The organism is Bacillus sp. FSL W8-1127 (assembly GCF_038006725.1).
In the GTDB taxonomy this organism is placed as follows: Bacteria; Bacillota; Bacilli; order Bacillales; family DSM-4216; genus Bacillus_O; species Bacillus_O smithii.
The window spans coordinates 1,197,040-1,223,466 of record NZ_JBBOVU010000001.1 but is presented as its reverse complement, the minus strand read 5'-3'; the positions used below and the strand labels follow the sequence as shown (position 1 = coordinate 1,223,466).

Annotated in this window: 28 protein-coding genes; 10 read left to right on the top strand and 18 right to left on the bottom strand. The window is 39.4% G+C overall.

The features are described from left to right. Positions 1 to 180: 180 nt before the first annotated feature. The 3 genes from NST12_RS05820 to NST12_RS05810 form a co-directional block, all read right to left on the bottom strand. Positions 181 to 420, bottom strand: coding sequence for a hypothetical protein (locus NST12_RS05820; RefSeq protein WP_003354389.1), 240 nt, complete (start codon positions 418 to 420; stop codon positions 181 to 183). Positions 421 to 492: 72 nt separating this feature from the next. After that, a complete protein-coding gene (locus NST12_RS05815; RefSeq protein ID WP_048623057.1) occupies positions 493 to 1,704 on the bottom strand; it encodes an EAL domain-containing protein in 1,212 nt (403 codons plus the stop codon). Between the two features lie 383 nt (positions 1,705 to 2,087). Then, positions 2,088 to 2,303 (bottom strand): hypothetical protein, encoded by a 216-nt coding sequence (locus NST12_RS05810; RefSeq protein WP_003354387.1) that lies wholly within the window; start codon positions 2,301 to 2,303, stop codon positions 2,088 to 2,090. Positions 2,304 to 2,586: 283 nt separating this feature from the next. Between NST12_RS05810 and NST12_RS05805 the strand changes: the two genes are divergently transcribed. Then, the gene (locus NST12_RS05805; protein ID WP_341102137.1) at positions 2,587 to 3,453 is read left to right on the top strand and encodes a metallophosphoesterase; all 867 of its coding nucleotides are present in this window, start codon (positions 2,587 to 2,589) and stop codon (positions 3,451 to 3,453) included. Between the two features lie 82 nt (positions 3,454 to 3,535). On the opposite strand, the gene NST12_RS05800 is transcribed toward NST12_RS05805, so the two are convergent. The 3 genes from NST12_RS05800 to NST12_RS05790 form a co-directional block, all read right to left on the bottom strand. Then, positions 3,536 to 3,904 (bottom strand): hypothetical protein, encoded by a 369-nt coding sequence (locus tag NST12_RS05800; protein WP_341100593.1) that lies wholly within the window; start codon positions 3,902 to 3,904, stop codon positions 3,536 to 3,538. Positions 3,905 to 3,986: 82 nt separating this feature from the next. Then, the gene (locus tag NST12_RS05795; RefSeq protein WP_328201915.1) at positions 3,987 to 4,991 is read right to left on the bottom strand and encodes a YeiH family protein; all 1,005 of its coding nucleotides are present in this window, start codon (positions 4,989 to 4,991) and stop codon (positions 3,987 to 3,989) included. Positions 4,992 to 4,996: 5 nt separating this feature from the next. After that, the gene (locus tag NST12_RS05790) at positions 4,997 to 5,350 is read right to left on the bottom strand and encodes a hypothetical protein (protein ID WP_328201917.1); all 354 of its coding nucleotides are present in this window, start codon (positions 5,348 to 5,350) and stop codon (positions 4,997 to 4,999) included. Positions 5,351 to 5,845: 495 nt separating this feature from the next. Between NST12_RS05790 and ssuE the strand changes: the two genes are divergently transcribed. From ssuE to ssuD, 5 genes are all read left to right on the top strand, one after another. Then, entirely contained in the window at positions 5,846 to 6,400 is a 555-nt protein-coding gene (gene ssuE, locus NST12_RS05785; protein ID WP_048623054.1) for an NADPH-dependent FMN reductase, read from the top strand. Between the two features lie 133 nt (positions 6,401 to 6,533). Further along, positions 6,534 to 7,289, top strand: a complete 756-nt coding sequence (locus tag NST12_RS05780) for an ABC transporter ATP-binding protein (RefSeq protein WP_048623053.1) — start codon at positions 6,534 to 6,536, stop codon at positions 7,287 to 7,289. 30 nt (positions 7,290 to 7,319) lie between these two features. Continuing rightward, entirely contained in the window at positions 7,320 to 8,309 is a 990-nt protein-coding gene (locus NST12_RS05775; RefSeq protein WP_328201902.1) for an aliphatic sulfonate ABC transporter substrate-binding protein, read from the top strand. Positions 8,310 to 8,335: 26 nt separating this feature from the next. Then, positions 8,336 to 9,181, top strand: a complete 846-nt coding sequence (locus NST12_RS05770; protein ID WP_412678308.1) for an ABC transporter permease — start codon at positions 8,336 to 8,338, stop codon at positions 9,179 to 9,181. Between the two features lie 61 nt (positions 9,182 to 9,242). Continuing rightward, a complete protein-coding gene (ssuD, locus tag NST12_RS05765) occupies positions 9,243 to 10,382 on the top strand; it encodes an FMNH2-dependent alkanesulfonate monooxygenase (protein ID WP_048623050.1) in 1,140 nt (379 codons plus the stop codon). A gap of 144 nt (positions 10,383 to 10,526) precedes the next feature. Here the strand turns inward: ssuD and bioC are convergent, their stop codons facing one another. The 3 genes from bioC to bioF are packed head-to-tail and all read right to left on the bottom strand — an operon-like array spanning position 10,527 to position 13,248. Beyond that, the gene (gene bioC / locus NST12_RS05760) at positions 10,527 to 11,348 is read right to left on the bottom strand and encodes a malonyl-ACP O-methyltransferase BioC (RefSeq protein WP_048623049.1); all 822 of its coding nucleotides are present in this window, start codon (positions 11,346 to 11,348) and stop codon (positions 10,527 to 10,529) included. Continuing rightward, complete coding sequence (locus NST12_RS05755) at positions 11,345 to 12,070, bottom strand: alpha/beta fold hydrolase (RefSeq protein WP_341100588.1); 726 nt, start codon at positions 12,068 to 12,070, stop codon at positions 11,345 to 11,347. The genes bioC and NST12_RS05755 overlap by 4 nt, the downstream gene beginning before the upstream one ends. Beyond that, entirely contained in the window at positions 12,067 to 13,248 is a 1,182-nt protein-coding gene (gene bioF / locus NST12_RS05750) for an 8-amino-7-oxononanoate synthase (RefSeq protein ID WP_328201897.1), read from the bottom strand. Before bioF ends, NST12_RS05755 begins: the two co-directional genes overlap by 4 nt. A 427-nt stretch (positions 13,249 to 13,675) precedes the next feature. Between bioF and NST12_RS05745 the strand changes: the two genes are divergently transcribed. After that, positions 13,676 to 14,146 (top strand): YkyB family protein, encoded by a 471-nt coding sequence (locus NST12_RS05745; protein WP_048623046.1) that lies wholly within the window; start codon positions 13,676 to 13,678, stop codon positions 14,144 to 14,146. Positions 14,147 to 14,490: 344 nt separating this feature from the next. Here the strand turns inward: NST12_RS05745 and NST12_RS05740 are convergent, their stop codons facing one another. Next, positions 14,491 to 15,396 carry a chemotaxis protein gene (locus tag NST12_RS05740; RefSeq protein ID WP_048623045.1) on the bottom strand — a complete coding sequence of 302 codons (906 nt, stop codon included), beginning with the start codon at positions 15,394 to 15,396 and terminating at the stop codon, positions 14,491 to 14,493. A 61-nt stretch (positions 15,397 to 15,457) separates the two neighbouring features. Continuing rightward, positions 15,458 to 16,450, bottom strand: a complete 993-nt coding sequence (gene corA, locus NST12_RS05735; protein WP_048623044.1) for a magnesium/cobalt transporter CorA — start codon at positions 16,448 to 16,450, stop codon at positions 15,458 to 15,460. A gap of 112 nt (positions 16,451 to 16,562) precedes the next feature. On the opposite strand from corA, the gene NST12_RS05730 reads away from it, so the two are divergent. Then, positions 16,563 to 17,723: an aminotransferase A gene (locus NST12_RS05730; protein ID WP_048623043.1), complete on the top strand. Its 1,161-nt coding sequence runs from the start codon at positions 16,563 to 16,565 to the stop codon at positions 17,721 to 17,723. Positions 17,724 to 17,816: 93 nt separating this feature from the next. On the opposite strand, the gene NST12_RS05725 is transcribed toward NST12_RS05730, so the two are convergent. The 6 genes from NST12_RS05725 to NST12_RS05700 form a co-directional block, all read right to left on the bottom strand. Next, complete coding sequence (locus NST12_RS05725) at positions 17,817 to 18,686, bottom strand: NAD(P)-dependent oxidoreductase (protein ID WP_048623042.1); 870 nt, start codon at positions 18,684 to 18,686, stop codon at positions 17,817 to 17,819. A 461-nt stretch (positions 18,687 to 19,147) separates the two neighbouring features. Then, the gene (locus NST12_RS05720) at positions 19,148 to 19,933 is read right to left on the bottom strand and encodes an SDR family oxidoreductase (RefSeq protein ID WP_048623041.1); all 786 of its coding nucleotides are present in this window, start codon (positions 19,931 to 19,933) and stop codon (positions 19,148 to 19,150) included. Positions 19,934 to 20,209: 276 nt separating this feature from the next. After that, entirely contained in the window at positions 20,210 to 21,940 is a 1,731-nt protein-coding gene (gene ptsP, locus NST12_RS05715; RefSeq protein WP_328201892.1) for a phosphoenolpyruvate--protein phosphotransferase, read from the bottom strand. Continuing rightward, positions 21,940 to 22,206, bottom strand: coding sequence for a phosphocarrier protein HPr (locus NST12_RS05710; RefSeq protein ID WP_003354366.1), 267 nt, complete (start codon positions 22,204 to 22,206; stop codon positions 21,940 to 21,942). Before NST12_RS05710 ends, ptsP begins: the two co-directional genes overlap by 1 nt. Positions 22,207 to 22,566: 360 nt before the next feature. Further along, complete coding sequence (locus NST12_RS05705; RefSeq protein WP_234395482.1) at positions 22,567 to 22,743, bottom strand: aspartyl-phosphate phosphatase Spo0E family protein; 177 nt, start codon at positions 22,741 to 22,743, stop codon at positions 22,567 to 22,569. Between the two features lie 333 nt (positions 22,744 to 23,076). After that, the gene (locus tag NST12_RS05700) at positions 23,077 to 23,271 is read right to left on the bottom strand and encodes a hypothetical protein (RefSeq protein ID WP_003354365.1); all 195 of its coding nucleotides are present in this window, start codon (positions 23,269 to 23,271) and stop codon (positions 23,077 to 23,079) included. Positions 23,272 to 23,780: 509 nt separating this feature from the next. Here NST12_RS05700 and NST12_RS05695 point away from each other — a divergent pair. Together NST12_RS05695 and NST12_RS05690 are read left to right on the top strand one after the other, a co-directional pair. Next, positions 23,781 to 23,960 carry a YkvS family protein gene (locus NST12_RS05695; RefSeq protein ID WP_003354364.1) on the top strand — a complete coding sequence of 60 codons (180 nt, stop codon included), beginning with the start codon at positions 23,781 to 23,783 and terminating at the stop codon, positions 23,958 to 23,960. 279 nt (positions 23,961 to 24,239) lie between these two features. Continuing rightward, on the top strand, positions 24,240 to 25,052 hold the full coding sequence (locus NST12_RS05690) for a hypothetical protein (protein ID WP_327804302.1): 813 nt from the start codon (positions 24,240 to 24,242) through the stop codon (positions 25,050 to 25,052). Positions 25,053 to 25,176: 124 nt separating this feature from the next. Here NST12_RS05690 and NST12_RS05685 read toward each other — a convergent pair whose 3' ends face one another. Then, positions 25,177 to 26,208 (bottom strand): YkvI family membrane protein, encoded by a 1,032-nt coding sequence (locus NST12_RS05685; protein ID WP_327798104.1) that lies wholly within the window; start codon positions 26,206 to 26,208, stop codon positions 25,177 to 25,179. Positions 26,209 to 26,427: the final 219 nt, after the last annotated feature.

The following is a 26,427-nucleotide window of genomic DNA, read 5'->3' as shown; positions in this document are numbered from 1 at the left end:
CAAAAGAAATACAAGATAAGCAAAGATAGAATCGATCCAAGCGAAAATTTTCCTCTCTTTTCTTATTGAAGAAATAGATGTAAAGGATAACATGTTCTGATATTGTCTACACGATTTTCTATCACTAGTCACAATGGCCCGTTTTTCTTTATTCACGATTCTGAACGAGGTCTGTTCCTTCTATAAATAGCCATAAATGACCGCCTCATAAAATATATAAAAAAGAACAAGCCCTGTTCCGATCACTACGGTCCATATAACAGGGTTTCGAATATAGGGATGATCTTGAACAGCTTTTGGGATCGCAGAATCGTATGTTCGTTTCAGTTTTTGCTCTTGTATGATCAGAATCGTGTACAAAAGAGATCCGGAAACCACTACAACGCCCGCCAATGTTAAAATCCACATAAAAAAACTCATATTCAGCACCTCTAGCCTTATATTGTGTATAGTTAATATGTCCAGGTGCTGAATGAGCTATTCGAACCTATTTTAATAAAGAAGACCATCATGCTCGTATAAATAATCGTACGTAATGTCCATAAATAAATATTCATGATCATTGACTGGATAGGAGAACGTGCGGATTATTTCCCCCGTTTCAAGATCAGAATACAAATCTGATAAAAGACCGGTACGGTTTTTGCGCATGCGGAGAATGTTTTCCAGAAAGTAGGGACGCCAGCTCCAGTTTTTATTTAAATACTCCGGCTGTACAATCCACTCCCCATCCTTTTTCAACAAGTTCGGCGTCACTTCAAATCCGTTTTCATCACATATGTAGAAACGAAAACACATCGGATCAAAATAAGCAGCCAGTTCTTTGAGCAGTTCAATCCTCGAATCCGTTTGTTTCCTTAATTTCGGCAAAAGTGTTTGCAAATCGTTTTGTATGGATTCCGCCTGAAGATATACTTTTTCCAGCATGCGCTTTTCATGAAGAATAAATTCTTGGAATTTTCTCCTCAATTTCTCCTTAAGAACATCGCAAGGCAAAAAACCGGGTATTGGCTCTTGCAAGTAGCAGCCTTGATAATACCGGCCTCCATGTTTCCATGCATATTGAAGCTGAAATTCGATTTCTATTTTTTCAAAAAGCAGAGAAGCGCCGATTTTTCTTGCTAATATCGACAAAGAGTGAAGAATGTCTTTGTATGCCCGGTTTCCGGCATCATGTCGAAGAGCTTGCAAGCTGACTTTTAATATATCCGGATAAGAACCGGTAAACTTATGAATATTGACATTCTCTTCCCCAATATGATCAATCGCAATTTGTATGCCAAATGTTTTATAGTATTGTAATAGATGTTCAAGATCACTCGTATATTTTTTTTCCGAAATCTCAAGCACAATTTTATGTAGATCAAGACCCGTTTCTTTGTACCCGAGCAATATATTGAGAAATTCTTCTTCTTTGTCCATCATCAGTAAACGAGCATCCCTGTTGATAAACAGATGTCCTTCCGCTTCTTCCTCCATAAAACGATTGAGCGCCTGCCTTAAGATGTGATTATCCGCCTCTAACCGAAATTCATCCGGCACTTCCTCATCTTCAAAGAAATCTCCTAAACTTACCGGTCCATTTTCCCCTAAATATCTTCCCAACACCTCGTACCCAATGATGCTATGTTCATCTGCGCTAAAGATCGGTTGAAAGTAAGGAACTACTCTATCTAAATTCGCCATAATTTCCAATGCGTCCATAAACAAGCCCCCATCAGCAAAAATCTTGTTTCCGTCTTTTATTTAGAACAGGCCAAACGGCTTTTCCTAGGCGCATATTCAGCAAAAGTATGAACATAGGGAAAAATTCCTTGTCCCGTTTCAAAAATGTGCTATATTCTGCTTTATTAGCCGGAAAAATCGCTCGATTCAAAATACTTGAGGTTGTCGAATCATTCAAAAGTTCGCTAATTCTACCAATCATCCGCTTCTTACGAACTTTCTCTTAACAAAAAATTTAAAAATCTCAATTATATTATATGAAAAAAAGCGGGTTCCCGCCAGAATGACCCCCAATGATCCTCGTCCTTTTTCATTATTTATAAAAAAACGCTGATAAGAGAAAAATTCCGCCGAAGCGGAATTTAGAGGTTTTCATTTATTAATCTTTCATTTAATTTATTTAATGTTTGAATGATCGTCTTCTTTTTATTATACCCTTTCATATTGATGGTATATTCATGATACTGGGCAAACACCTGTCCCCAGCTTCCGGGAGCATCAAATCCATAGATAAACACCCGTATCATTCCTTTTTTAGAAGGAAGGAAAAACATTTCAAACCGATTTTCTTTTTGCACGGCTGCAGCCTCCTTTAAGCTGCCATCTTTTATTGTGCAACTTCATCTATTCAAAAAGTAACACTTGAATCGAAAATAAGCAATACATTTGATTGCAAGTCCATAGAATAATAACAGAAACTTTTTGAATCAGTTTACTAGAAAGCAAATGATTCGTGTTTAGGAATGACAGCACTTGCTGCTGCAACATGAAAATTCCCGTTTCTTGAAAAGAAAAAACGCCAATCCACTTTTTATGAGTGGGTATCCCCCATGGCAAGAATAGGTGTGGATCAACGTGAACATGAGAATATCGAGAAGAATGTTTCTCCAAAAGATGGCAGGCACTTTTTTGGCTTTTCTAGGGTTGTCCGGCGGAGGGCTGGCCTACGCACATTATATAGAACCGAAACGGCTGGATATCCATGTGGAAGAATTTTACCATCCTCTCATTCCTCCGTCATTTGACGGAATGTCGATCGTTCTATTCAGCGATACTCATATTGGATTTCAATATACTTTGAATCAATTGCAAAAACATGTCGCCATCATCAACTCTTTGCAACCTGACATTGTATTCTTTACAGGCGATTTGTTAGACCAACCTGGTCAGTTTCCAAAAAAGCATGTTCTCCCTGACATTCTCGGGAAAATCAAAGCCCCTTTTGGAAAGTTCGCCGTTTACGGCAATCACGATCACGGAGGCTATGGAACAGAAATTTACAAAAACATCATGGAAAAATCGAGCTTTCAAATTCTCCGCAATGAAAGCAGAACAATCTCTATGATTAACCAACAACGCATCTACATCGCTGGAATTGACGATGCTATGCTCGGATCACCGAATCTTTATGAAACGATCAAAAAAATCCCAGAAAATCAATTTACGATTTTATTATCTCATGCACCTGATTTAGCGGATGAGGCTTCTCTTTTTCCTATTCAACTACAATTGAGCGGTCATAGCCATGGCGGACAAATCAAACTGCCTTTCATCGGGGCATTGATTACCCCACCCTTTGGAACAAAATATCCAGAAGGACGCTATGAACTGACAAAACACCACAGACTCACACTTTATGTGAATCGCGGATTAGGCACCACCCGTCTTCCATATCGTTTTTTCGCCGTTCCCGAGATTACAAAAATCGTTTTGAAATCAGTTCCTTGAAAATTTGGAATCTCACTGTTTAGTTCGTTGAAAGACTTTTTTGTTTATACTTTTCTTCCAAGTTTCGTAAAACGGAAAAGAATCACAGCATTCCCCATTTTCGTTCGTATTCCACTTTCAAATTATAATCGCCATTGGTGAAACCGTGTCTGGACAAGATATCGAGAGCTTCACTAAAATCAAAAGTAGCGGTTTCCATAATGATTTGGTTCTTTTTTTCGTAAATCATCCAATGATCATGCGCTTCTTGCAAAATGTCCATCATGCAAGCAATCTTCTCCAATCGAACCGATAAACGATCCTTCAATTCTCTCACATGTCGTGAATTCACTTGGTGAAAACGGGATGACCTTTTAAGAGGTTTTATTTTGCGCGGAAACCAAATCTGTCGATCCCAAATTTCGAAAATAAAACAGATTTTTTGATTACAAGTCAGTTGATTTTTATTCATTCAACAGCACTCCTTTAATATTCGCGTTAATCAGCAGAAAAAAGGCCTATGAAAGTTGAACTGTACATAGGCCTTTTTTTCTTTATGATGATAGATTCGCCCAATAAGAGCCAAAGACAAGAATAGATAAAATATATCCCAAAACGACGTTCACCACGACCCCTGCACTGAAGGCGGCAAGCGGTTTCCAACCAACCGATGTTAATTCTTTGAAACGAGTTGTCAATCCAATCGACAGGAAACAAAAAGTAAAAGCCCATGTTCTCAGTTCTTTGATTGGTGCAATAATCTCTGTATTAATCACATCTGCCTGAACGGCCGAAGAGCCGGCCAAAAGGATGGTCAGGATGGCTGAGGCGCTGAAAAAACCAATCACAAACTTAGGAAATCGGCGCCATATTTCAGACGTATCCGCTTTTGCACCTTCTTTTCGCTTTTCCCACCAAGTGATTGAAATGAACGTAAGTATGAAGCACCAAACCCCTATAAAAATATCACGGCCGATGACCTTCATGAGTGTAAAGGCTACGAGCGCTTTATCGCCGAATGAGCTGGCGGCCGTTATTCCCGCCGCATCTGCAAATTCTGATGTTCCAATCCACGCTCCCGCTTGTCCTGCTGGTAATCCAAGCCATTTGATAATAAGCGAAAGAGCAAAAATCATAAATACTGCCCAAATCACAACAAGTGAAATCGAGACGGAAACATGTTCTTTTTTTGCTTTTATGGAACTTCCTACGGCAATCGAAGCCGAAACACCGCAAATGGAACCCCCTGCACCTAATGTGGCCGCAAATCGTTTATCCAATCCCAGCCATCTGGTTCCCACGAAATAAATGACAAGGAATGTTGCCACAGCAATGATCGTTGCCTGGAGAAAGGCAACAGGACCAGCCTTTATGATCAGTGTGAAAGGAAGCGTTGCCCCAAGAAACACAATCCCCACTTTCACGTAAAGTTCCGTCCTGAGCGCCGTTCCAAACCATTCGGGAATAGGTATTAAGTTGCCGATAATAAGCCCTAAAGCAAGGGCAACAAGAGGAGCTTCCAAATTATATTGCTGCGCCCATTCCCAAGAACTAAAAATATTGATTAAAACGCTGAGTATAAATAAAACAAAACGATAAATCCGGAAATAAAGTGACTCGTTTTTACTTGCAAAAAGAAGGCAGCGATCGAAAATAAAACAATATAAATGGCCAACAACAGAATGATGGAACCGAAATGTTGACTTAACGTGGTCGTTAAAGTATGAATGTCTCCCCATTTTGGAATTTGGGCTGTTAACACTTTAATGGAAGACCCTGCTAACCAAAAGAATATAGCTATCACAACCAGAAAAAGTCCGATCCACACGGCCCACCAGTCTTCCTTTCGGATCAATTCACCCCAGCCCCTTTGAACCGTCGGCAATGCCTTTTTTTCATTCAAGTTTGTCCCCAGCATCATCAACAACCCCTTTCTATATTGAATTGGATGTTCATTTAAAACATTGTTTGTCTTTGAAACGCCAAAATTTTGCTTTCCACGCACCATAATTCAATTATGTCGATATGTTTACTATGATTAAAGACTAAAAAAAAGAACATTTCGCTTTGCACATCACTTCCTTCGTTTTCCCAGTAAAAAAGTCTTCGTTTTTTAAAAAGAAGAACTTATGAATACGCTAAAATGGTATATTCTTGCCTACCTGATAGATATCGGGGGATAGACTTTTTATTGGAAAGCTCCTTCCGCTTTTGGAAAAAGATAAAAGACAATGGTGGATTTATTCATCAAAATAACATGTCCGCGCAATAAAATCAACATAAAATTCAGAATAAACAAAAATAAAATTCATAGTTGACAGGTATGAATACACGGTATTAGAATGAGAGCAATCTTAAATTTTGATTATTATTTGTTTTTTCAATTTTCAAATAGAAAGGGTGTGAAAAAAAATTGAAGCAGATTATCGTTTTATCGGGAAACCCGACAACTTATTCACACACAGCGCTTGTATTGCAGCAAATCAGCGATTTGTTAGCTTATCGTGGATGTAATGTAAAAAAGGTGTCCGTAAGAGATGTTGAGCCGGAGACGATATTCAATGCACGTTTTGACGATCCACAAATCACTTCGATTGTCAATGATTTTAAAAACGCCGATGGAATCGTCATTGGATCGCCTGTCTACAAGGGATCCTATACGGGCGTGTTAAAAGCATTGATTGATCTATTCCCGGAAGATTCGTTCAAAGGGACACCGATTCTGCCCGTCATGGTAGGCGGAAGCAGCCATCATATGCTCGCCATCGAGTATGGTTTAAAACCATTATTATCCGCTTTGAAAGGCGAATTATTGCAAGGGTTTTATTTGTTGGATAAACATGTGGATAAAACTTCTGCACCGTATGTCCGAAACATAGACATTTTACAACGCATCCATAAACAAATAGAGCAATTTATTGGGGAGATGGATAAAAATGGATCTTTTGTTCATGTCAAAAGCGAATAAACGCAATCTTTCCTTGCGAATTCATCCTGTTCGTTTCGTGATCACAACGTATCACGATTCGAAAGCTAGGTCATCGCTTTTTACGTCTGTTTGTTCTTAAGTTAAAGGAAAGCCGAAGCTTGGAGGAACAAAAATGGATATAAAAATCAACATAAAAGACAAGTCATTTAAAACGAATCAAGGAAGTGTGCAAGTGCTGCATGATGTTTATTTGAATATAAAAAACGGTGAGTTTATTACGGTGATCGGTCCGAGCGGTTGTGGCAAAAGCACACTGCTGAAGATTATCGCCGGGCTGGATACGAATTACAACGGAGATGTTTTCCTCGGCCAACAGGCTGTTAAAAAGCCAAGTGTCGCCCAAGGTTTTGTTTTTCAAGAACATCGCTTGTTTCCATGGCTGACAGTCGAAGAAAATATTGCCGCTGATCTTTCTTTAAAGGATCCTGCTATTCGCGAAAAAGTACATGAATTAATCGACATCGTTCGATTAAAAGGGTTTGAAAAAGCCTATCCAAAGGAATTGTCAGGAGGCATGTCACAGCGGGTAGCCATCGCACGAGCTTTATTGAGAGATCCAGTCGTTTTATTGTTAGATGAACCATTTGGCGCCCTGGATGCATTTACAAGGCAACATTTGCAAGATGTCCTTTTACAAATATGGGCAAAAACAAAAAAGACTATGATTTTAGTGACGCATGATTTGGATGAATCGGTCTATCTTGGGAATAGAGTCGTCGTCATGAAATCAAAACCGGGAACGGTGCACCGCGAGATTCCCGTTGACTTGCCATTTCCGCGCCAAAGAACAGATTCATCATTTCAAAAAATGAGACAAACCGTCATGCAAGAATTTGAAACAGTCAATCATTTTTCATTATCAAAATAATGTCTGTCACAGCAGTCAAGGAGGAAGTTTATGAAAAAGGCATATCTATTCTTTATTTTCGGAATTATTTGGATAATAGCCGGATGCGGCAACAGCCAAGCAAGCGAAAGTGCAGATCAAAAAAATACTACGATCAATATAGGTATTCAACAAGATGTCGGCCCTCTCCTTTTAGCAAAAGAAAAAAAGCTGTTTGAAAAAGCTTTCCAAAAAGACCATGTTCAAGTGAAATGGACTGAATTTCAAAGCGGCCCGCCGCAAATAGAGGCCATTTCTTCCAACCATCTTGATTTTGCGGGAGTGGGCAATTCTCCTGTTATTTCAGCGCAAGCCGCCGATATCGGTTTTAAAGAAATTTCCAATACCCGATTAGGATTAAAATCGGATGCGATACTTGTACCGAAAGGAAGCTCGATTAAAACCCTTAAAGATTTAAAAGGCAAAAAAATTGCTGTCGCCAAAGGAAGCAGCGGATTTAATTTATTATACCTGGCTTTACAGAAAGCAGGATTAAAAGATTCCGATGTGCAAATTATCCAGCTTCAACCGGATGAAGCACAGTCGGCTTTCAATGCAAAAAAGGTAGATGCTTGGTCGATTTGGGAGCCTTTTATATCTTATGAAACATTAAAACATGATGCTAGGATTTTAACGACCGAAAAGCAATTAAACAGTTTTTCGCCGAGTTTTATGCTCGTACGTTCCCAATTTGCAGAAGAACATCCGGATTTAACAGTGAAGTTCTTGAAAGTGTATGAACAGGCACGGCTTTGGGAAAAACAGCATTTCAACGAAGCCGTTGCGATCTATGCCAAGGCGAAGAATTTAGATAAAAAGGTTGTGGCCAGCGCATTGAAAAACAATCCATCCACCAACCTGCCGATCTCTAGCAAGATTATTCATGCTCAGCAAGAAACGGCTGATTTTCAATACAAGAAACATATCATCCAGAAAAAAATCGATACAAGCAAAGTAGTAGATAATCAATATATCAATCAAGCACTATCAAACAAAAAGTAGGTGAATAAAAAATGAGCAAAGCAGGAATGACAGCTGAAATACCGGTCTCCACGCCACGTCAATCTGAGAAGAAATGGAAATCTATTTCGCAATCTTCCGGAAAAAGAAGTAGGTATAGATTACTTTCCGGATTTATACTCCCTGTTATCATCATTATCATTTGGCAATTAATAGGGTCTCTCGGATGGGTGACGAAAACCGTATTGCCGACACCGTGGGAAATTATTTTGGCGGCTAAAAATTTAGCCGTCTCAGGGGTTTTGTTCACCAATATGAAAGTGAGCATTATTCGAGCCGCATGCGGATTTGTCATTGGCGGCGGATTGGGATTGGCTTTGGGAACTCTGGTAGGACTATCGGCAAAATCCGAAAGTTTATTAGATCCAACTTTACAAATGGTGCGGACTATTCCGCATTTGGCGATTACCCCGCTATTCATTCTGTGGTTTGGCCTAGGAGAGGAATCGAAAATTTTATTAATCGGATTAGGCGCATTTTTTCCGCTATACGTCAATACCTTTTTAGGCATTCGTAAAGTGGACGCAAAGCTTTTTGAAGTAGCGCGCATACTTGAATTCAGCAAATGGAAGCAAATCAAGCTGCTGATCGTGCCTTCCGCTCTTCCCAATATATTGTTGGGAATCCGTCTATCGCTAGGAGCCGCTTGGCTCTCACTAGTCGTAGCGGAACTGATGGGTTCTACGTCGGGCCTTGGCTATATGATGATGGACGCCAGACAATTTAGCAACACGGATATCGTATTTGTCGGCATCATCATTTTTGCCATTGTCGGAAAATTAACAGATTCATTGGTCAGGCTGATGGAAAAGCATTTTCTGAAATGGCAAGACACTTACAAAGGTGAAGTATAAGTTGAAATGGGCTTATTTAAGATGAATCATCCATAATCATTCATTTAAAGGAGTGAAAAACATGGAAATATTTTGGTTTATTCCTTCTCACGGCGATGGAAGATATTTGGGAACGACAAAAGGCGGACGTGCAGGAACTTATCATTATTTCAAACAAATTGCTCAAGCTGCCGATCAGCTGGGATATAAAGGAGTGCTGATTCCGACGGGTAAATCGTGCGAAGATCCTTGGTTGTTGGCTTCATCGCTGGCCGTCGAAACCGAACGATTGAAGTTTCTTGTTGCCGTAAGGCCGGGATTAATGTCCCCAACTCTCGCGGCCAGAATGACGGCGACGCTAGATCGAATTTCCAATGGTCGATTGTTGATAAACGTTGTAGCCGGAGGCGATCCAGTAGAATTAGCCGGAGATGGGCTATTCATAAGCCATGATCAAAGATACGAAGCGACTGATGAATTTTTAACGATCTGGGAAAAATTATTAAAAGGCGAAACGGTCACGTTTGACGGACAACATTTAAAAATTGATAGTGGCGAACTTCTTTTTCCTCCCGTACAAAAACCATATCCGCCTGTCTTTTTTGGTGGATCGTCTGATGCCGGAAAAAAAGTGGCGGCTAAACACGCCGATGTGTATTTAACGTGGGGGGAACCACCAGAGCAAGCGGCCAAGAAAATCGAAGAAGTCAAGAAGTTGGCAGAAGAACAAGGCAGAACAGTTGAGTTTGGCATCCGATTGCATGTAATTGTGCGGGAAACGGATAAAGAAGCATGGGAAGCGGCAGACAAACTGATACACTATGTCGATGAAAAAGCCGTTCAAACAGCAGATCAAGTCCTTTCCCGGTATGACTCGGTCGGACAGAAACGAATGAGTGTTTTGCATCGCGGGGCAAACAAAAGCAGACAATCATTAGAAATAAGCCCTAATCTTTGGGCGGGGATCGGATTAGTAAGAGGAGGCGCCGGCACAGCCTTAGTAGGGGATCCCGAAACAGTTGCAAAAAGAATGTTGGAATATCAACAAGCAGGATTTAATCGTTTTATATTATCCGGATACCCCCATTTGGAAGAAGCGTATCGGGTGGCTGAATTGTTATTTCCATTGTTGCCTTTGGAACAACAAAATAATGAAAATGAATTCTTTCATTACGGTGAAATTATCGGAAATAATATATCGCCGAAATTTATCAAAGTATAACAAAGTAAGGGTCACCTCCTGTCCGTATAAGCGGCAGGAGGTGTTCGTTTTCGAAAAAGCCATCAGATAGAATGAAAACAGAACAAAATGACAGAGATAAAGGATCTGATTATGTGATTTTAAACCTCTTTCCCCTCTATCAAATCATCGTTTCAACACAGCTTCTATGAATAAGCAATGATAAGTAGCTGTTATAAAGCCATTTTCTTGAAAATCACGCTCATAGATTTTTATCATTTTTTTTAATATCGAAGGTCGTTGGAAAAATGGCCCTTGATTGCTATTCGTAGCCCCTATTTTTTTCAAAGAAGTGAAAAAGTCTCTCACAGAGAGGAATCGTTCTTTTTCAATGGTCTCTATTCCGACGATGTTCGAATGTGGATGAACCAATCGAATCGTACGATCGCATAATTCTAATAAATCCTTTAATGAGTAAAACGGCTGCCCGAGTCTGGCATTCGTATAGATTTGCCATTTTTGCAACGCTCGAGAAAAAGAAGTGTGAAGTTCATGGAATGTTTCGGCTCCAAATGTTGAAAAAAGAATCCTTCCATTATTCTTTAACGAATGGCTAAGACGAATCAGAGTATTCTCCATATCATTCAGCCATTGAAAGGTTGCATTGGAGATGATAAGATCATACCGTTCTTTTAGCCCCATTTCCTCAATATCACCGCAGAGAAAATGTACCCGTTCATCATTGATCCGCTGTTTCGCGATTTCGATCATTCCCGGTGCAAAGTCAATTGCGGTTATCGTTGCTTCGGGAAATTGTTGCGACAGTTTCTTCGTCAAATATCCTGTACCACAGCCAATCTCCAGAATATGGATCGGAGCGAATTCACTTTCTTTCCCATCCATCCGCTTCAATAACTGAGTCCCCATTTTTTTCTGCACGCTTGCAAATTGATCATACGTTTTGGCATGGTCACTAAATCGTTTTTTCAGCAACGGTTTATCGATCATTGTTCTCCCCCTGCAAATAATTGAATCAACTGTGCACATTCGTCCGTTTTCGTTAAAAAAGGAGCATGTCCGGTTTTCGGCAATTTATAGAGAAGCGCCTTGCCACTTGTCTGTTCCACAATGTCTTCTGCAGCGGATAGCGGGCATATTGCATCTTTTTCCCCATGAATGAGCAATAATGGAGCCGAGATATCTCTCACAGCAAAACGAACATCTGCTGAAATTAAATAGTCAAGGCCTGCTTCTAAACTATTTGGTTTATCACAATGAAAGTGATCGATGAAATCGATCTCCTTCCCTTTTTCGTCTTCATAAAGCAACGAGTTTATAAAAGTAGAAATCGTTTGTGCGCGATTACGAATCAATTGCCTTTTCATTCGTTCCACTATCCGTCTATTCCATCCAGCGTGATAACGATCTCCTTGAATAAACCGACTCGTACCGCTGATGAGAACTATGCGCTCGATTTTTTCGGGAACAGAAAAAGCAAGTTCAAGAGCGATCAACGCTCCAAGCGACCAGCCCACGAGAACAAAAGAAGAAAGACCTTTTTCTTCTATGAACTGAAGCGCTTTTCGTTTAAAATCAGCTGCTTTATCAATCCCATCCCATTCCACTTTATAGATGGCAAAAGTCGATTTTAGCCTTTCTTCAAGAGGACCCCAAATCGTTCCTTTCATTCCCCATCCCGGAAGGAAGACTAGAGAATGCTGATGTTTCACGAAATCACCCCCAATTCTTTTCCAACGGCGGCCACTTGCTCAAGCGTCCAATCTAGTTCCTCTTTTGTGAATGTCGACATAAGGGAGAAACGGATTCGTGCTGTCCCCTCCGGAACCGTAGGAGGCCGAATGGCGACAGCAGCAACACCTTTCTCTTCCAATTTCTTACTAAAGAGAACCGTTAACTCATTGGAACCGATCATGATCGGAACGATTTGTGTCTCGCTTGTACCGATATCAAAACCTATTTCATATAGTTTTTTTCGAAAATAATAACTATTCTCTTGCAACTTTTTCCGGCGTATCGTCTCTTGTTGGACAATGGAAATCGCTGCAAGGATCGATCCCAATGCAGCAGGCGGCAATGCGGTGGTAAAAATAAAGCTTCTCACTTTATTGATGAAATAGTCGATGATCCATTGTTTTCCTGTTACGTAAGCTCCAAAAGACCCCAGAGCTTTGCTGAAAGTCCCCATTTGAACATCTACTTGCTGTTCAATACCTAATAAATGAAGGAGCCCTTCTCCTCTTTCTCCGTAAATACCACTGCTATGAGCTTCATCGACCATCAAAATAGCCCCGTATTTTTCTTTTAATTCAACGAGCCCTTTTAATGGAGCAATATCCCCATCCATACTGAAAACAGAATCAGTAACGATCAGTTTTTTCTTATGAATGGGCGCTTTTTTTAAAAGAGATTCTAAATGATCCAGATCTTGATGTTGATACCGTTTCATTTCCGCTCGGCTAAGAATCGTTCCATCGATGATGCTGGCGTGATTCCATTTATCGCTGAAGACGATATCATGGCGACCGACGAGTGCAGAAATAATGCCAACATTGGCTGTATACCCGCTGTTGAAAATAAGTGCGGCTTTTGTCCCTTTCCACTTCGCTAATTCCGATTCGACTTTTTCATAAAGTGAATAGTTGCCAACCATTAATCGAGAAGCTGTCGATCCGGCACCGTATTGCTGGGCAGCGCGCACGCTTGCTTGAATGAGCCGATCATCGCCAGCCAATCCAAGATAATTGTTCGATGAAAAATTAAGAAGCCTGCGACCATCTTTCAAAACGTATGAGTTCTTCAAAAAATCAATAGAATACAAATGGCGTTTTTGCTTTTTATCCTCTATATGCCGCAGTTCCTCTTTCATTTGTTTCTCCCATAAGTACATGAAAAAACATCTCACCTCTTTTGTTAACTAATTTTATAAAAAGTTAACATTTTTGAGATAATCGTATCACAACGGAAAATTTTAGACAATCTAAAAACGATCTTCTTTCGCGGCAAGCGGCAATGCCTGGTCCTTATGTTGATAAAGAACAGAGATTGGAGCATGTATGATGAGTTAAAAACCAATCTTCTCATCGAACAAAAAGGAGTTTATAATATTTGGAATATACAGAGAAAAAAATGGATATCCCCTTTTTAGTTTTATCGGTTTAGCCGTTTCAGAAAAATTAAAAAATATAAAGTTGAACTCCCATAAGAGAGTTTTTATTCCATTTTTATGAAAAAACTTTCTTTATCTTTTTCCTTCCCCTTTCCATCAAGCCTAAAAAAGGATATAATATGGTAAAAATGCTTCGAAAGGAGTTATCATGTTGAACAGCCAAAATGAATTGCCCTCGCTTCCTCCTACAACTACGAACCTCTCAAAAGCAATATTTACGGTGAATCGCCATGCTAAAACAGCCACCAATCCAAAATACTTATATTCACTGAAAAAGAAAGCGTTGCTGAAAATGATTCAAGAAGGAAAAGCAAAAAAAGTGGGGCTGCACTTTTCTCAAAATCCAAAATACAGTCAGCAGCAGTCTGATGTGCTCGTAACATGTGGAGAATACTCATTTCATATACCTGCCTCTAAAGATGACTTTCAACTTTTGCCGCATTTAGGTCATCTTGACCAGCATACTCATAATCCAAAATGTCATATGAGCCTGTTCCAAGCGAAAAAATTGCTTCAGAATTATACTGGTTTTGAAGAAAATGAAACACGTCCGTCAAGCGGACGAAAAAAATATCGAAAACCCGTTTTTAAACCTCTAGGAGAGTCATTTTTTTCCTAATGGCCACATCAACTAAAGAGGTTGGACCTTTGACCCGTTTTGCGGGTTCGTACGCTCCAGCCGCTTAACGTACGATTGTCGGCTGGAGTTTTACGCCATCAAATTGTTCACATAAATTACTGCATTGTTTGTGAGCCTCCCATCCACCCTTTCATTACAATCACGGCACTTTATGGACCGATATTCTCACCCCTTTTGCCATACCGTTCAAATTCATTCGATTGAGACGATTCCTTTTTATTGAAAAGCACTCTCTAAAGTTTCACCGTAAAAGTGAATCGGCGTTCCGTTACACATTTTTATGTCCGGAATAACAAAAAAGCACCTCACTCGGTGCCTTATCGCTATAAAATATACTCGTCAATTTTTTTGATCAATTCATTGATTTCTGGTTTGCTGACTTGTTCATCAGCTCCCACCATTTCTCCTTTGTGCCGTAATTCATTGGTGATCAATGAGGAAAAAATAATGACAGGCAGCTTTTTCAGACTTGGATTATCTTTTATCCGCTTGGTCAAATGATGTCCGTCCATTTGCGGCATCTCGATATCGGTAATCACCAATTGTACTTTTTCTGCAATATCAGATTCTTCTTCTATGAGAGATTCCAAGTAGGAAAGAGCCTCTTGTCCATTTTCAAAGAAATCAATATTTACATATCCCGCTTCTCCCAACGTCTCTTCCAATAATTTTCTCAACAGCGGCGAATCTTCCGCCACGATTATTTTCTTGTTCGATCTCTCCCGTTTACCAAGTTTTTTCACTTGTTCGACTTGAATACCGGAAGTCGGGTTAATATCGACCATTATTTTTTCAAAATCCAAAAGCAAAAGCATTTCTCCGTTCATTTTAATGACGCCGATGATTTCACTGCTTTTCCCTTGATAAATTTCGGAAGGCTTTTCAATGCTTTGCCATGAAATCCGGTGGATTTTAGAAACGTTGTTGACACGGAAAACAGCTTTTTGGCAGTTAAATTCCGTCACGATGAATTTATCATTCTCTTTCGGCTGAGAGTTTTCAAACCCCAGCACACTCATCATGTCGATTACCGGCAGTATTTCCCCGCGCAATTCGATAATTCCTTCAACATGAGGATGTGAATGAGGTATAAACGTGACGGGAACCGGCAATATAATTTCTCTCACTTTTATCACATTAATGCCGTATTTGTTTCCGTTCACTTCAAACTCTACAATTTCCAGTTCATTTGTCCCACTTTCTAACAGAACTGTCGTATTTTTGTCCATAGTGGCAACCCCTCCCAATTACCTTAACTATACCATGAAAATGATAGGCAAAAAAGACTATCTATTTTGAACTATGACGATTCCGTCGATTTTTTTTATTCCCGATTTTCAGCCATCCAATTTTGACAAAAATCAAAAACATAAAGAAGGCTATACATGCCATCCCTATTAACACCATATAATAAGCGTATTTAATATGAAGTTCCGGCATATAATCAAAATTCATTCCATATATTCCTACGATAAAGGTTAACGGCATAAAAATCGTCGTAATAATCGTCAGCGTCATCATAATGTTATTGGTCTTATTGGAATTAAAAGACATATAGTTATCACGGATATCGGCAGAAAACTCCCGGTAGGATTCCAGCATTTCTGATAACTTCAACAAATGGTCATATATATCGTGAAAATAAAATCGCTGATCTTCAATAAATGAGACATTTTCTGAATTTAAAAGCCTGTAAAGAAGATCTCTCATCGGCAAAATGGAGCGCCGGAGCTTGGACATGTCATGGCGTATTTCAAATATTTTATCCAGCAACTCATTAACAGCCTCTCTATCGCTGTTTTCTTCGATTTGATTGAGGGTATCTTCAATATGGAAGACAGGCTGAAAATAATCGTCTACGATCTGGTCAATAATGCTGTGGACCACAAAAATCGGCCCCTTTTTTAAACCTTCTTCTTTTTTTAGACGCACCCATGAGTTATTAATGGCTCTGTTCGGCTGTTTATGATAGGTGACAAGCATATGACTGTTCATAAACACCTCTACTTCGTCTGTAGCCAAAGTTGTTTGCTGAATGGAATGCAAAAGAAAAAATAAATAATTTTTGTAGAAATCCACTTTGGGCCTTTCAATCAATTCGTCTAAACAGTCCTCCACAGCCAATGGATGGAAATGAAAAAAATCACGTAAAAGGGAATTTTCCTGATCGGTTGGCTCCGAAAAATCCACCCAATACCAAACCGTATGTTCATTGTTAAGATCACGAAGCGGAACATCATATACGATTTGGTTATCTTTATCAACAGCGCATGTTCTGATCATAATCTCTCATTCAACCGCCTTTAAATGATGAAGTTTTTTGATTCTTTCCTTTTTAAGAGACTCTATAGACATTATAATGATAACAAAAGGAAAGAAAGGTTAGTGAAAAACATTGGAACAATATCTGAACGAAAACGTCAAAAATATTCAAATCTCTGGAATTAGAAAGTTTTTTAATATGGTGAGCGGAATAGAAGGGATGATCTCCTTAACCATTGGCCAACCGGATTTTCCTACACCGGATCATATAAAAAAAGCGGGAATGAATGCCATTCAAGAAAATTTTACCGTTTATACACATAACGCAGGATATTTGCCGCTTCGCCAAGCCATTAGCCATTATGTACATAAAAAATATGATTTAACCTATTCGCCGGAAAGCGAAATCATTGTCACGATAGGAGCGAGCGAAGCGATTGACGTTGCCTTAAGAACCATTTTATGCCCTGGAGATGAAGTCATCCTTCCAGGTCCGGTCTATCCCGGCTATGAACCGATCATTCGGATGTGCCAAGGGGTCCCTGTTTTTGCCGATACTAGGGACAACCAATTTAAATTAACAAAAGACGTTCTTGAAAAATATGTCACCGCCAACACGAAATGCGTTATTTTGCCTTATCCGTCCAATCCAACAGGAGTAAGTTTAACAGAAGACGAGTTAAAAGAAATCGCTCTATTTCTTAAAGATAAACCTATTTTCGTGATTGCTGACGAAATCTACAGCGAACTTCTTTACGATCGTCCTCATGTCTCCATCGGCCGTTTTTTAAGAGAACAGACAATAGTCATCAACGGCTTGTCGAAATCGCATTCCATGACTGGATGGCGGATTGGCTTTTTAATGGCGCCGGAAAACATCGCCCAACATTTACTAAAAGTTCATCAATATAACGTGTCTTGCGCTTCTTCTATTTCTCAAATGGCTGCATTGGAAGCTTATACAAATGGAGAAGAAGACTCCGCGGCTATGAGGGAAGAATACAAAAAGCGCCGCGCTTATGTATATGAGCGTCTCGAAAGTTCCGGCTTGGAAGTGGTCCGCCCGGACGGGGCATTTTATTTCTTTGTAAAAATACCTGATGCGATAAAACTGGATTCTTTTGATTTTTGCCTTCAATTAGCGCGGGAACAAAAAGTGGCCTTGGTTCCCGGGAGTGCCTTTTCCCACTATGGAGAAGGATACTTTAGGCTGTCGTATGCTGCCTCGATGAAAGAGCTTGAGGAAGGGCTGAACAGACTGGAGAATTTTCTAAAAAGCAAACATATCCTGTAATCATTCTGCTTGCTTCGATAATATCGTAAAAATGTTGGCATTCAAAAACGGTAAAAAACTGGTCCTTTTGTGGACCAGTTTTTGCTTCTTTTTTTATTCAGCCCAATATTTGATAAGGGCTTGCGTCCCACTTGATTCTTCTCCTTTTGCCGACAGTTCCTCATACATTTGTTTAGCCAGCGAAAGTCCCGGAAGTGAAAGATTCATTTTTTCGGCTTCTTCAAGAGCAATCTTCATATCTTTTATAAAGTGTTTAATGTAAAAACCCGGTTCAAAGTCTTCTTTTAAAATACGTGGAGCTAAATGAGACAACGACCAGCTCCCGGCTGCTCCTGTGGAAATGCTTTTTAGCACCATTTCCGGATCCAATCCCGCTTTTTTCGCATAAATAAGCGATTCGCACACACCGATCATATTAGTAGCAATAGCAATCTGATTGCACATTTTTGTATGTTGTCCGGAGCCGGCTTTCCCTTGGTAAACAATATTATTTCCTAAAACGTTTAAAAGATCTTGAACCCGATCAAAAATTTCTTTATCTCCTCCGACCATGATGGCAAGCGTCCCGTTTCTAGCGCCGATATCTCCTCCTGAAACAGGGGCATCTAATGTATAGATTCCTTTCGATTGGGCTGTTTGATAAATGTGTACAGCCAATGACGGCTTGGAAGTGGTCATATCGATAAAAATCTGTCCACTTCGGCCGTTTTCAATCAGTCCGTTTTCAGATAAATAAACTTCTTCCACATCACTTGGCATACCGACTATCGTAAAAACGATGTCCGCCTGTTTCACTAATTCTTTCGGACTGTTCGCCCATTTTGCTCCATTCTTTAATAGCTCATTCGCTTTTTCTTTTGTCCGATTATACACCACCAGCGGATAACCGTCCGCTAAAATATGTCCGGCCATACTTTTCCCCATTACTCCTGTTCCAATAAACCCGACAACCGGTTTCGTCATCCTCCTCCTGATTGCCAAAATCCGTATAAACGGGCGAACTCCCATCAGAAGAGATTTCACATCTCCCCAGGGCCTTTACATCGATAAACCTGCGAGTCTTTCAGGATATACAATAACGATGTAATCGTTTAAAAATACAGAAGATTCCCTCGACTATTCGAATACCCGTTTATATAATTGGATTTCGCAATCAGTTGTTCACCTCCTCCGTTTATTGTAAAACGATCTGAACCTTTCCATAATAAAATGAACGATCTTTATATACCGAAAAAAAGAAGACCTGTTTCAACAGGTCTTTAAAAGAAAAGGGGGTTGTGAGTGAGAATCTTTAAAATTCCTCTTTCATCATTAGAATTCCCCCCATTTTCTTTTTTAAACATGTTTTTACAAAACATGTGCCTGTTGTTTTCAATATCATATATTTGATGTTTTTTCGATTCGTCGAATGGTCTTTGAAAGCATTAAATGGAACGGACCATGCCGCCGTCGACTAAGAAAGTGCTGCCTGTCATATATGTATTGGCTTCCGAAGCTAAAAACGCGACCACATTCGCAAATTCCTCCGGTTTTCCGTATCTTCCGAGAGGAATCTTACTTTTCATGATTTCTGACATTTCTTCTATGGAGATCCCTTGTTTTTCAGCGCCAATTTTATCCAGCTCGATAATTCTATCAGTCGCGATGCGCCCTGGAGCCACTGTGTTCACTAAAATATTGTACGGAGCAAGTTCCGTAGCCAGTGTTTTAGAAAGCCCTACTATCCCTGTTCGGAATGTATTCGATAAGATTAAACCTGGAATTGGCTCTTTAATAGAAGAAGAAGCAATATTGATGATCTTTCCGCCGTTTTGTTTTAAATAAGGCAAAGCGGCTCGAATCATTCGTATATAGGAAAGCAGATTCAATTCAAACGCTTTTTGCCACATTTCATCCGTTATTTCTTCAAACGTTCCGGACGGCGGTCCTCCTGCATTGTTGACCAAAATATCGACTCCGCCATAAACGTCTACCGTTCGTTCGACCAGATGTTGAATATCAGCAAGTTTTGTCACATCGCAAGTTGTCCATTCTATCCGGCCGGGCAATGTCTTGTCCCATTTTTGTTTTAGATCTTTCAGCTTTTGTTCGCTTCTGCTGGAAATCATGACATTGGCTCCGTTAGCCGCGAGTTCCTCCGCAATAGCTTTTCCCAACCCTTGACTAGAAGCGGCAACGATTGCCTTTTTTCCTTCTAAACCTAACTTCAAGCAGAATCCCTCCTTTAACCAAAGTACTTTTATTATAAAACATGCAAAATTTTCTTGCATTTTTTTCGCTTCATTACCGTCTAATCACAAAGTCGATCCGAAATGCCATGAAATTGGCAGAACAACACCAAACGTTTATTCCCTCCAACCACCAAAAAAGAGGCTGGAACTTTTTAAAACTCCAGCCTCCATAAAGGGGGAAATGAGAATAAAGATCTAAGTTGAGTATTCGTGTGGCATTTAACATTTTTACCCCTGATTAAGAATTTATACATCTTAATGGCTATATTGAGAAGACACTGCTTTTTCAACAAGTTCTACTACTTCAGCAGTAGTTCTTTTATTCAATGCTTCAGAAGCCAATTGTTCCATTTCGGATCGATTTAACTTTTTAATAAGAGATCGAGCTTTTAGAATGGATGTGGCACTCATGGAGAATTCATCAAGACCAAGACCGAGCAAGAGCGGAATGGCCGTCTCATCTCCTGCCATTTCTCCACACATTCCTGCCCATTTACCTTCTTTATGAGCGGCATCGATGACCATTTTCACAAGCCGTAAAATCGCCGGATTGTATGGTTGATACAAATAGGATATGCGTTCATTCATACGGTCTGCTGCCAGCGTATATTGAATTAAATCGTTCGTTCCTATGCTGAAAAAGTCCACTTCTTTTGCAAATTGATCTGCCATTACAGCCGTGGACGGAATTTCCACCATAATGCCGACTTCAATTGAATCCGAAACTTTCGTTCCATCCTGAATCAATTTTTCTTTTTCTTCTTCTAAAATAGCTTTTGCTTCACGAAACTCATTAATGGTTGCAATCATAGGGAACATAATTTTCAGATTACCGTAAACGCTGGCGCGCAGCAATGCCCGAAGCTGTGTGCGGAACAGATCTTGATCTTCCAAGCATAAGCGAATAGCCCGGAAACCTAGGAACGGGTTCATTTCTTTTGGAAGATTTAAATATGGAAGTTCTTTATCTCCGCCAATATCAAGTGTGCGGACAACGACTGGCTTTCCGTTTAAGCCTTCCAATACCGTTTTATAAGCTTCGAATTGTTCGTCTTCGGACGGCAGTTGATCTCGTCCCATATACAGAAATTCAGTACGGAACAAGCCAACTCCTTCTCCTCCATTATTGATAACGCCTTCTATATCTTTCGGCATTCCGATATTGGCGACCAGTTCGACTTGATGGCCATCGCTGGAGTATGTTTTTTCATTCTTCAATTTGGCCCATTCTGCTTTTTCCTTAGCAAATTGTTCCGCTTTGTCTTTATAAGATTCAATGACTTCAGGAACAGGATTGACATGAACCTCTCCATTGATGCCGTCAACGATCACTAAATCGCCATTTTGAATTTCTTTTGTCGCTTCCTTTGTCCCCACAACAGCAGGAATTTCCATTGAACGCGACATGATAGCGGAGTGAGAAGTTCTTCCCCCTACGTCGGTCGTAAAACCTTTAACAAATTGTCGGTTCAATTGAGCAGTATCAGAAGGAGTTAAATCTTCTGCTACTATGATTACTTCTTCCGCAATCAAGCTAGGATTCGGAAGTTCCACTCCTAATAAATGAGCGAGAACACGCTTCGTTACATCTCTAATGTCAGCTGCCCGTTCTTTCATATATTCGTTATCCATGTTTTCAAACATGGAAACAAACATATCAGCTGTTTCTTTTAAAGCATATTCAGCATTGACTTTTTCATTTTTGATTTTATCTTTAATAGAACCTGTCATCTCAGGATCGCTTAATACAAGAAGATGAGCTTCAAAAATGGCTGCTTTTTCTTCGCCCAACTCTTTTTTGGCATGATCCCGAATCGTTTCAAGCTCGCTTTGAGATTGACGGATTGCTTCTTCAAAGCGGTTGATTTCTTGTTCAGAATTCTGAATGTCTTTTCTTTCTACTTTTAAGTCGGGTTCCACTAAACGGTATGCTTTCGCAATTGCAATCCCGTTTGATGCTGCGATTCCTTTTAAAATCGTCGACATTATTCTGCCAAACCTTCTTTTTTCATAGTTTCTTCAATCGTTTTCAACGCATCCGCTTCATCGCTTCCTTCAGCGGAAATCGTTATTTGGGCGCCTTTTCCGATTCCTAGCGCCATAACACCCATGATGGATTTCAAGTTCACTTTTTTGCCATTATATTCAAGCTGAACATCGCTAGAAAATTTGCTTGCAGTTTGTACTAATTTAGTTGCTGGACGAGCATGGATTCCTGTTTCATCAATAACGGTAAATTGTTTTTGCACCATTTATCATCGTCTCCTTTACTTTTTCGTCATCAATACATTAACGAATCTTTCTTCATTCGTCAATACTGGTCTATACCACATGAAAACTCAATGCAATTCCCCCATGAAAGAATATCATGGAAAACCGGATAGTGACAATAAAGAAAGTGTGTCATTTCTATTATATCTTAAAGAAAGAAATCTTATTTCTTTTGGATTTCTGTAAAGAATTCGGACTATTTCATTCTGTTATGCAAATCACATTGGATTTAAAGGGTTAACTTAGCGCTTTCTCTCTTTTTGCAAGTGCCGTCATCAAAGAAGACTTCTCTTCATTTTTCTTTCAAAGAATATAAAAAAAATAGACCCTATGAAAGAAGTCTAGGATTTTGAAATCGCAAATTGTTTATCGTATTCATTTAATAACAGATCAAGTTCTTTGCTTAATTTTATTGTCTCTTCACTGTTTAACCCTTTTTCAATCCCGACCGCAATCATCGCGATTCTTTTTTCTTCAATTAACTGGATGAGTATAGCCGGGGAACGGTTAGTATTCACATTTCGTCACCACATTTCGAATTTTATCCCCAGAAAAATCGAAGTCTTTCATCTACAATAGATTACTATATTATTGATAATTTTACAATCAATGACATTGTGAATTTATATATGTTTTTACAATATTTGATAATTATATGAAACTTTTATTAACGATGGCTTTCTAACAACTTGTTCGAATCAAATGATAGGAAAAGTTACCAACGTGGGACATTCTTCGGTGCTTCCATCCTTAAAGGCAGGGGCTTTTTGTGGAAAATCGCCGGTCAAATGGCAGCCCAAAAAGGAGAACCGGATGATCGTATACTCCTTATTAAATATTTTTAAAGACATTTACTTTCGAGGTTCTTTATCATAATAAAACAGCACATCTCCCCCTCTTTGGGCCACTCCACGAAAATGTTTGAAATCCGGCCGCTTAACAAGATGGGAGCGAAACTGCATAAAATCCTCTTTTTTCACTAAAAACTCGTGAATTTCCTCGTTTTTCAATTTGTCCAAAATGGATTGTATTTCTTCTTCTTTCAAGAGATTCCCCCCTATTCGTGCTTATCTGCCAAATCCGAATATGGTCTTTAAGCTAGAAAGCGAGCGCAATAGGTTCGATCATCTTTTAAAGTTCAAAAAAACACCAAGACAGCAAAATCATCAATGCGCACAGTACAGCTATACGTTCGTAGTCATGATGATTTTAGAGTGAACTTTTCATTTTTGGAATTCATTATCCAAGCCAGCCGACGATGTTTCCATGTTTTGAGAAAAAGAAAGATCTCCTTCGAAAATAGCGATTTTCAAACAAAAATTATTATAAGACTATTGCTTTCAAAATGCTATAAAAAAGATTATTGAAAAATTATACATTTTTATGTAAAAAGACTTTACCTTTTGATTCTTATAGGGCAAACTATTATTAATTATTTTCCACATCTTGCAAGCAGGAATGCGGGCTTGCTGTTGTTTAATCGCGTCTTATGCAAAATTTGTACTCCGTCCTATGAGTGACTTATTTCGGACTATAATTCAAAGGAGAGAGGGTTATGATCAAAGCAGAAGTAGGAAATATCATTGAGTTTAAAGGCGGATTGAGGGGGATCGTCGAGAAGGTGAACGAAAATTCGGTGATTGTGGATTTAACTTATATGGAAAACTTCAGAGAGTTGGATTTAGAAGAAAAAACAGTGGTCAACCATAAAAATTATACGATCGTACAAAAATAGGTCCATGCTCTCACATCGAAGGTTTGACATCTATAGAAACGTCTTTTCGGAGAAAGCCCAGTATATCTTTTTTCAGTTTCGGCTTTACAAAAAAAGGATTTTGAACCGAATTTGAAAAGAATTTGTAAATCATTTGAAGCAGATTTCCTTTAAAATAGAATCAGAAGCAGAAACAGGCAATGTATATTCATTGAGATTTCCTGTTCTCAATGCTTATTCCCTGATGCCAATCTCGATGCATTGCCGGTTATACAACAAAAGGATAGAGGAGGAAATGGCATGAAAAGTTGGACCAACACTGTTCTTGCATTGGCATTATTGTCAACTCTCAGTTTAGCCGGATGCGGAACGAATGAAAAAACATCTGAAAACGAAAACCAGGCATCATCTAATACTGTCGAAACAAAAGAGCATAAGGACGCTGCAAAACAAGCCGTTCAATCAAGCGAATCCAATCAAGAAAGCGAAAATCAAAATACCGCCAGCTCAGAAAACAAGCAAAATGAACAGGAATCAGCGAAAGCAAACGATTCCTCAAACAATCAGACTGAAAAAAAGGCTTCAACCAATGACAGCGTTCAACCTAAGGATAGCTCACAATCCAAAGACAGTACACAATCCGGAACCGTCCGCCCATTCGAGAAAAAGATTCAATATTCCATAGGCGGACAAAACAAAACCGATACAGCTGTATTGGAAGAAAGCGACAACCAAGGGTTTTCCATGTATGTTCTTCCCCACTATGAACTGACAGCTGAAGAACCATACAAAGATGTTGTGTACTTTAAAGACAAAGACCAGCTATTTATGCGAATTGAATTAATGCAAAAAACCCAAAATTGGGATACATTTAAACAATCGGCTTTCGATCAGTTGAAAGCTATTAATGATGAGGTAAAAACGATTTCGCCGCCAAATACAAGCACGTTTAAAAACGCTACCGCCTATCGGACTAGCACTCAAGATGCAGTGGTCACTGCTTATGTGATACCATCGAGCACCCAGCCGATAAAGATTACCATTTATGATGACAAAGACAGCTCGCATTCAGATGCCTTTTTAAAAATGGCGGATACCATTCAAGTGAAATAACTTTCTTTAGGGAAGCTGATCATCGCTTCCCTTCCCTCTGCCTCTCCCCTCTCTCATTTCATTTATCACCATTTAATCTTTTTCTTTCGACGTTTTATCCCATAGCAGAGAAATCCCGCTCCCATTATTTGATAGGCTTTACCCAAAGAAGAAAGAAGAACAAAAAACTAAAGTATCCGAATAATGGATAAAGAAAGGATAACAATCGCCCGTAATGAAGCTGGCTTAAGCAAAAAGCAATCAAAAAAACGCTGATATAAAGAAGAATAGGCTGAATTGGCCAGTAATGACTCAATTGTCTTTCCAATCCATATATATTTCCGATAATCGAAGTAAAAATTTCTCCATAAATAATACATAAATAAATGCCTGAAATTCCATAGGCGACGTTATTCATAACGCTTGCCATCGGTATTTCCAAGCTAGTTACGTCAGGAAGCTGCAACAAAACAAAGTGGCTGGAAAGGAGAATGATCGTCAAAAATAATCCTCCAATGATTCCCCCCCATCGAATGGTTCTTTCGTCATTGATCTCTGCGGCAACAGGAACTAATACTGCTTGAGCAAGAGCCAAATTAAAAGCCGTATAAGCGAAAGGACTTACTATGGATTGAATACTAATATCGGAAGAAGCTGACGAAAAAAGAGAAGAAAAAAATTCCGGTGTTTGGGATGAAACCAAAAACACAATAAGGTTAAAAGTGATCATCAGCGGAACAACAAATGAATTGACAGCCAATAGTCCTTTCGTTCCATTGATGATCACAATCACCCCTCCAAAAATCGTCAACCAAATCCCCAATTGCTTCGATAATCCTAATTGTTCCTCAAAAAGCGCTCCAGCCCCAGCTAGCATAACGCCGGATACACAGATCAACATGACCAGCATGGCCATATTAAAAAAGAAAGCAAGTTTTTTGCCAAATAAATATTCATTTAATTCTTCATAAGATTGAGCTTTTAACTTGATCGATACTCTCATCGTCTTCGTTCCCATAACAATAAACAAATAGCCGCTTACCATGATTCCGAGGAACCCAATGAATCCAAACTGAGTAAAAAACTCCACGATTTCCTTTCCCGTTGCAAATCCCGCTCCAATCACTGTTCCTACGTAAACAAACGCAATTTGAAGAGCGCCATAAAAAGCCTTCACGAATACTCCCCCAATTCTTTCCCCTCTGTCCATATGTATGTGAAACCATCCCCTTTCATAAGCGGAAAGCAAAAAATTTTATTTTAAGAAAATCACTTCGTGAGGGTGAGAAAAAAATTTTTTCTTAAATTGCAATATTAAATGCAACAAGTATTGAAAGACCAGATAACCCATGATTAAGTAGAATCGGGACACTCTGCGCGACTTGACGTGGAGTGG

What these genes read in the sequence shown, in the direction of transcription:
- NST12_RS05820 (WP_003354389.1), bottom strand. Translation starts at nt 420, where the DNA reads ATGAGTTTTTTTATGTGGATTTTAACATTGGCGGGCGTTGTAGTGGTT.
- NST12_RS05815 (WP_048623057.1), bottom strand. Translation starts at nt 1,704, where the DNA reads ATGGACGCATTGGAAATTATGGCGAATTTAGATAGAGTAGTTCCTTAC.
- NST12_RS05805 (WP_341102137.1), top strand. Translation starts at nt 2,587, where the DNA reads ATGAGAATATCGAGAAGAATGTTTCTCCAAAAGATGGCAGGCACTTTT.
- NST12_RS05800 (WP_341100593.1), bottom strand. Translation starts at nt 3,904, where the DNA reads ATGAATAAAAATCAACTGACTTGTAATCAAAAAATCTGTTTTATTTTC.
- NST12_RS05790 (WP_328201917.1), bottom strand. Translation starts at nt 5,350, where the DNA reads ATGCTGGGGACAAACTTGAATGAAAAAAAGGCATTGCCGACGGTTCAA.
- NST12_RS05780 (WP_048623053.1), top strand. Translation starts at nt 6,534, where the DNA reads ATGGATATAAAAATCAACATAAAAGACAAGTCATTTAAAACGAATCAA.
- NST12_RS05775 (WP_328201902.1), top strand. Translation starts at nt 7,320, where the DNA reads ATGAAAAAGGCATATCTATTCTTTATTTTCGGAATTATTTGGATAATA.
- NST12_RS05770 (WP_412678308.1), top strand. Translation starts at nt 8,336, where the DNA reads ATGACAGCTGAAATACCGGTCTCCACGCCACGTCAATCTGAGAAGAAA.
- ssuD (WP_048623050.1), top strand. Translation starts at nt 9,243, where the DNA reads ATGGAAATATTTTGGTTTATTCCTTCTCACGGCGATGGAAGATATTTG.
- bioC (WP_048623049.1), bottom strand. Translation starts at nt 11,348, where the DNA reads ATGATCGATAAACCGTTGCTGAAAAAACGATTTAGTGACCATGCCAAA.
- bioF (WP_328201897.1), bottom strand. Translation starts at nt 13,248, where the DNA reads ATGTACTTATGGGAGAAACAAATGAAAGAGGAACTGCGGCATATAGAG.
- NST12_RS05745 (WP_048623046.1), top strand. Translation starts at nt 13,676, where the DNA reads ATGTTGAACAGCCAAAATGAATTGCCCTCGCTTCCTCCTACAACTACG.
- NST12_RS05740 (WP_048623045.1), bottom strand. Translation starts at nt 15,396, where the DNA reads ATGGACAAAAATACGACAGTTCTGTTAGAAAGTGGGACAAATGAACTG.
- corA (WP_048623044.1), bottom strand. Translation starts at nt 16,450, where the DNA reads ATGATCAGAACATGCGCTGTTGATAAAGATAACCAAATCGTATATGAT.
- NST12_RS05725 (WP_048623042.1), bottom strand. Translation starts at nt 18,686, where the DNA reads ATGACGAAACCGGTTGTCGGGTTTATTGGAACAGGAGTAATGGGGAAA.
- ptsP (WP_328201892.1), bottom strand. Translation starts at nt 21,940, where the DNA reads ATGTCGACGATTTTAAAAGGAATCGCAGCATCAAACGGGATTGCAATT.
- NST12_RS05710 (WP_003354366.1), bottom strand. Translation starts at nt 22,206, where the DNA reads ATGGTGCAAAAACAATTTACCGTTATTGATGAAACAGGAATCCATGCT.
- NST12_RS05695 (WP_003354364.1), top strand. Translation starts at nt 23,781, where the DNA reads ATGATCAAAGCAGAAGTAGGAAATATCATTGAGTTTAAAGGCGGATTG.
- NST12_RS05690 (WP_327804302.1), top strand. Translation starts at nt 24,240, where the DNA reads ATGAAAAGTTGGACCAACACTGTTCTTGCATTGGCATTATTGTCAACT.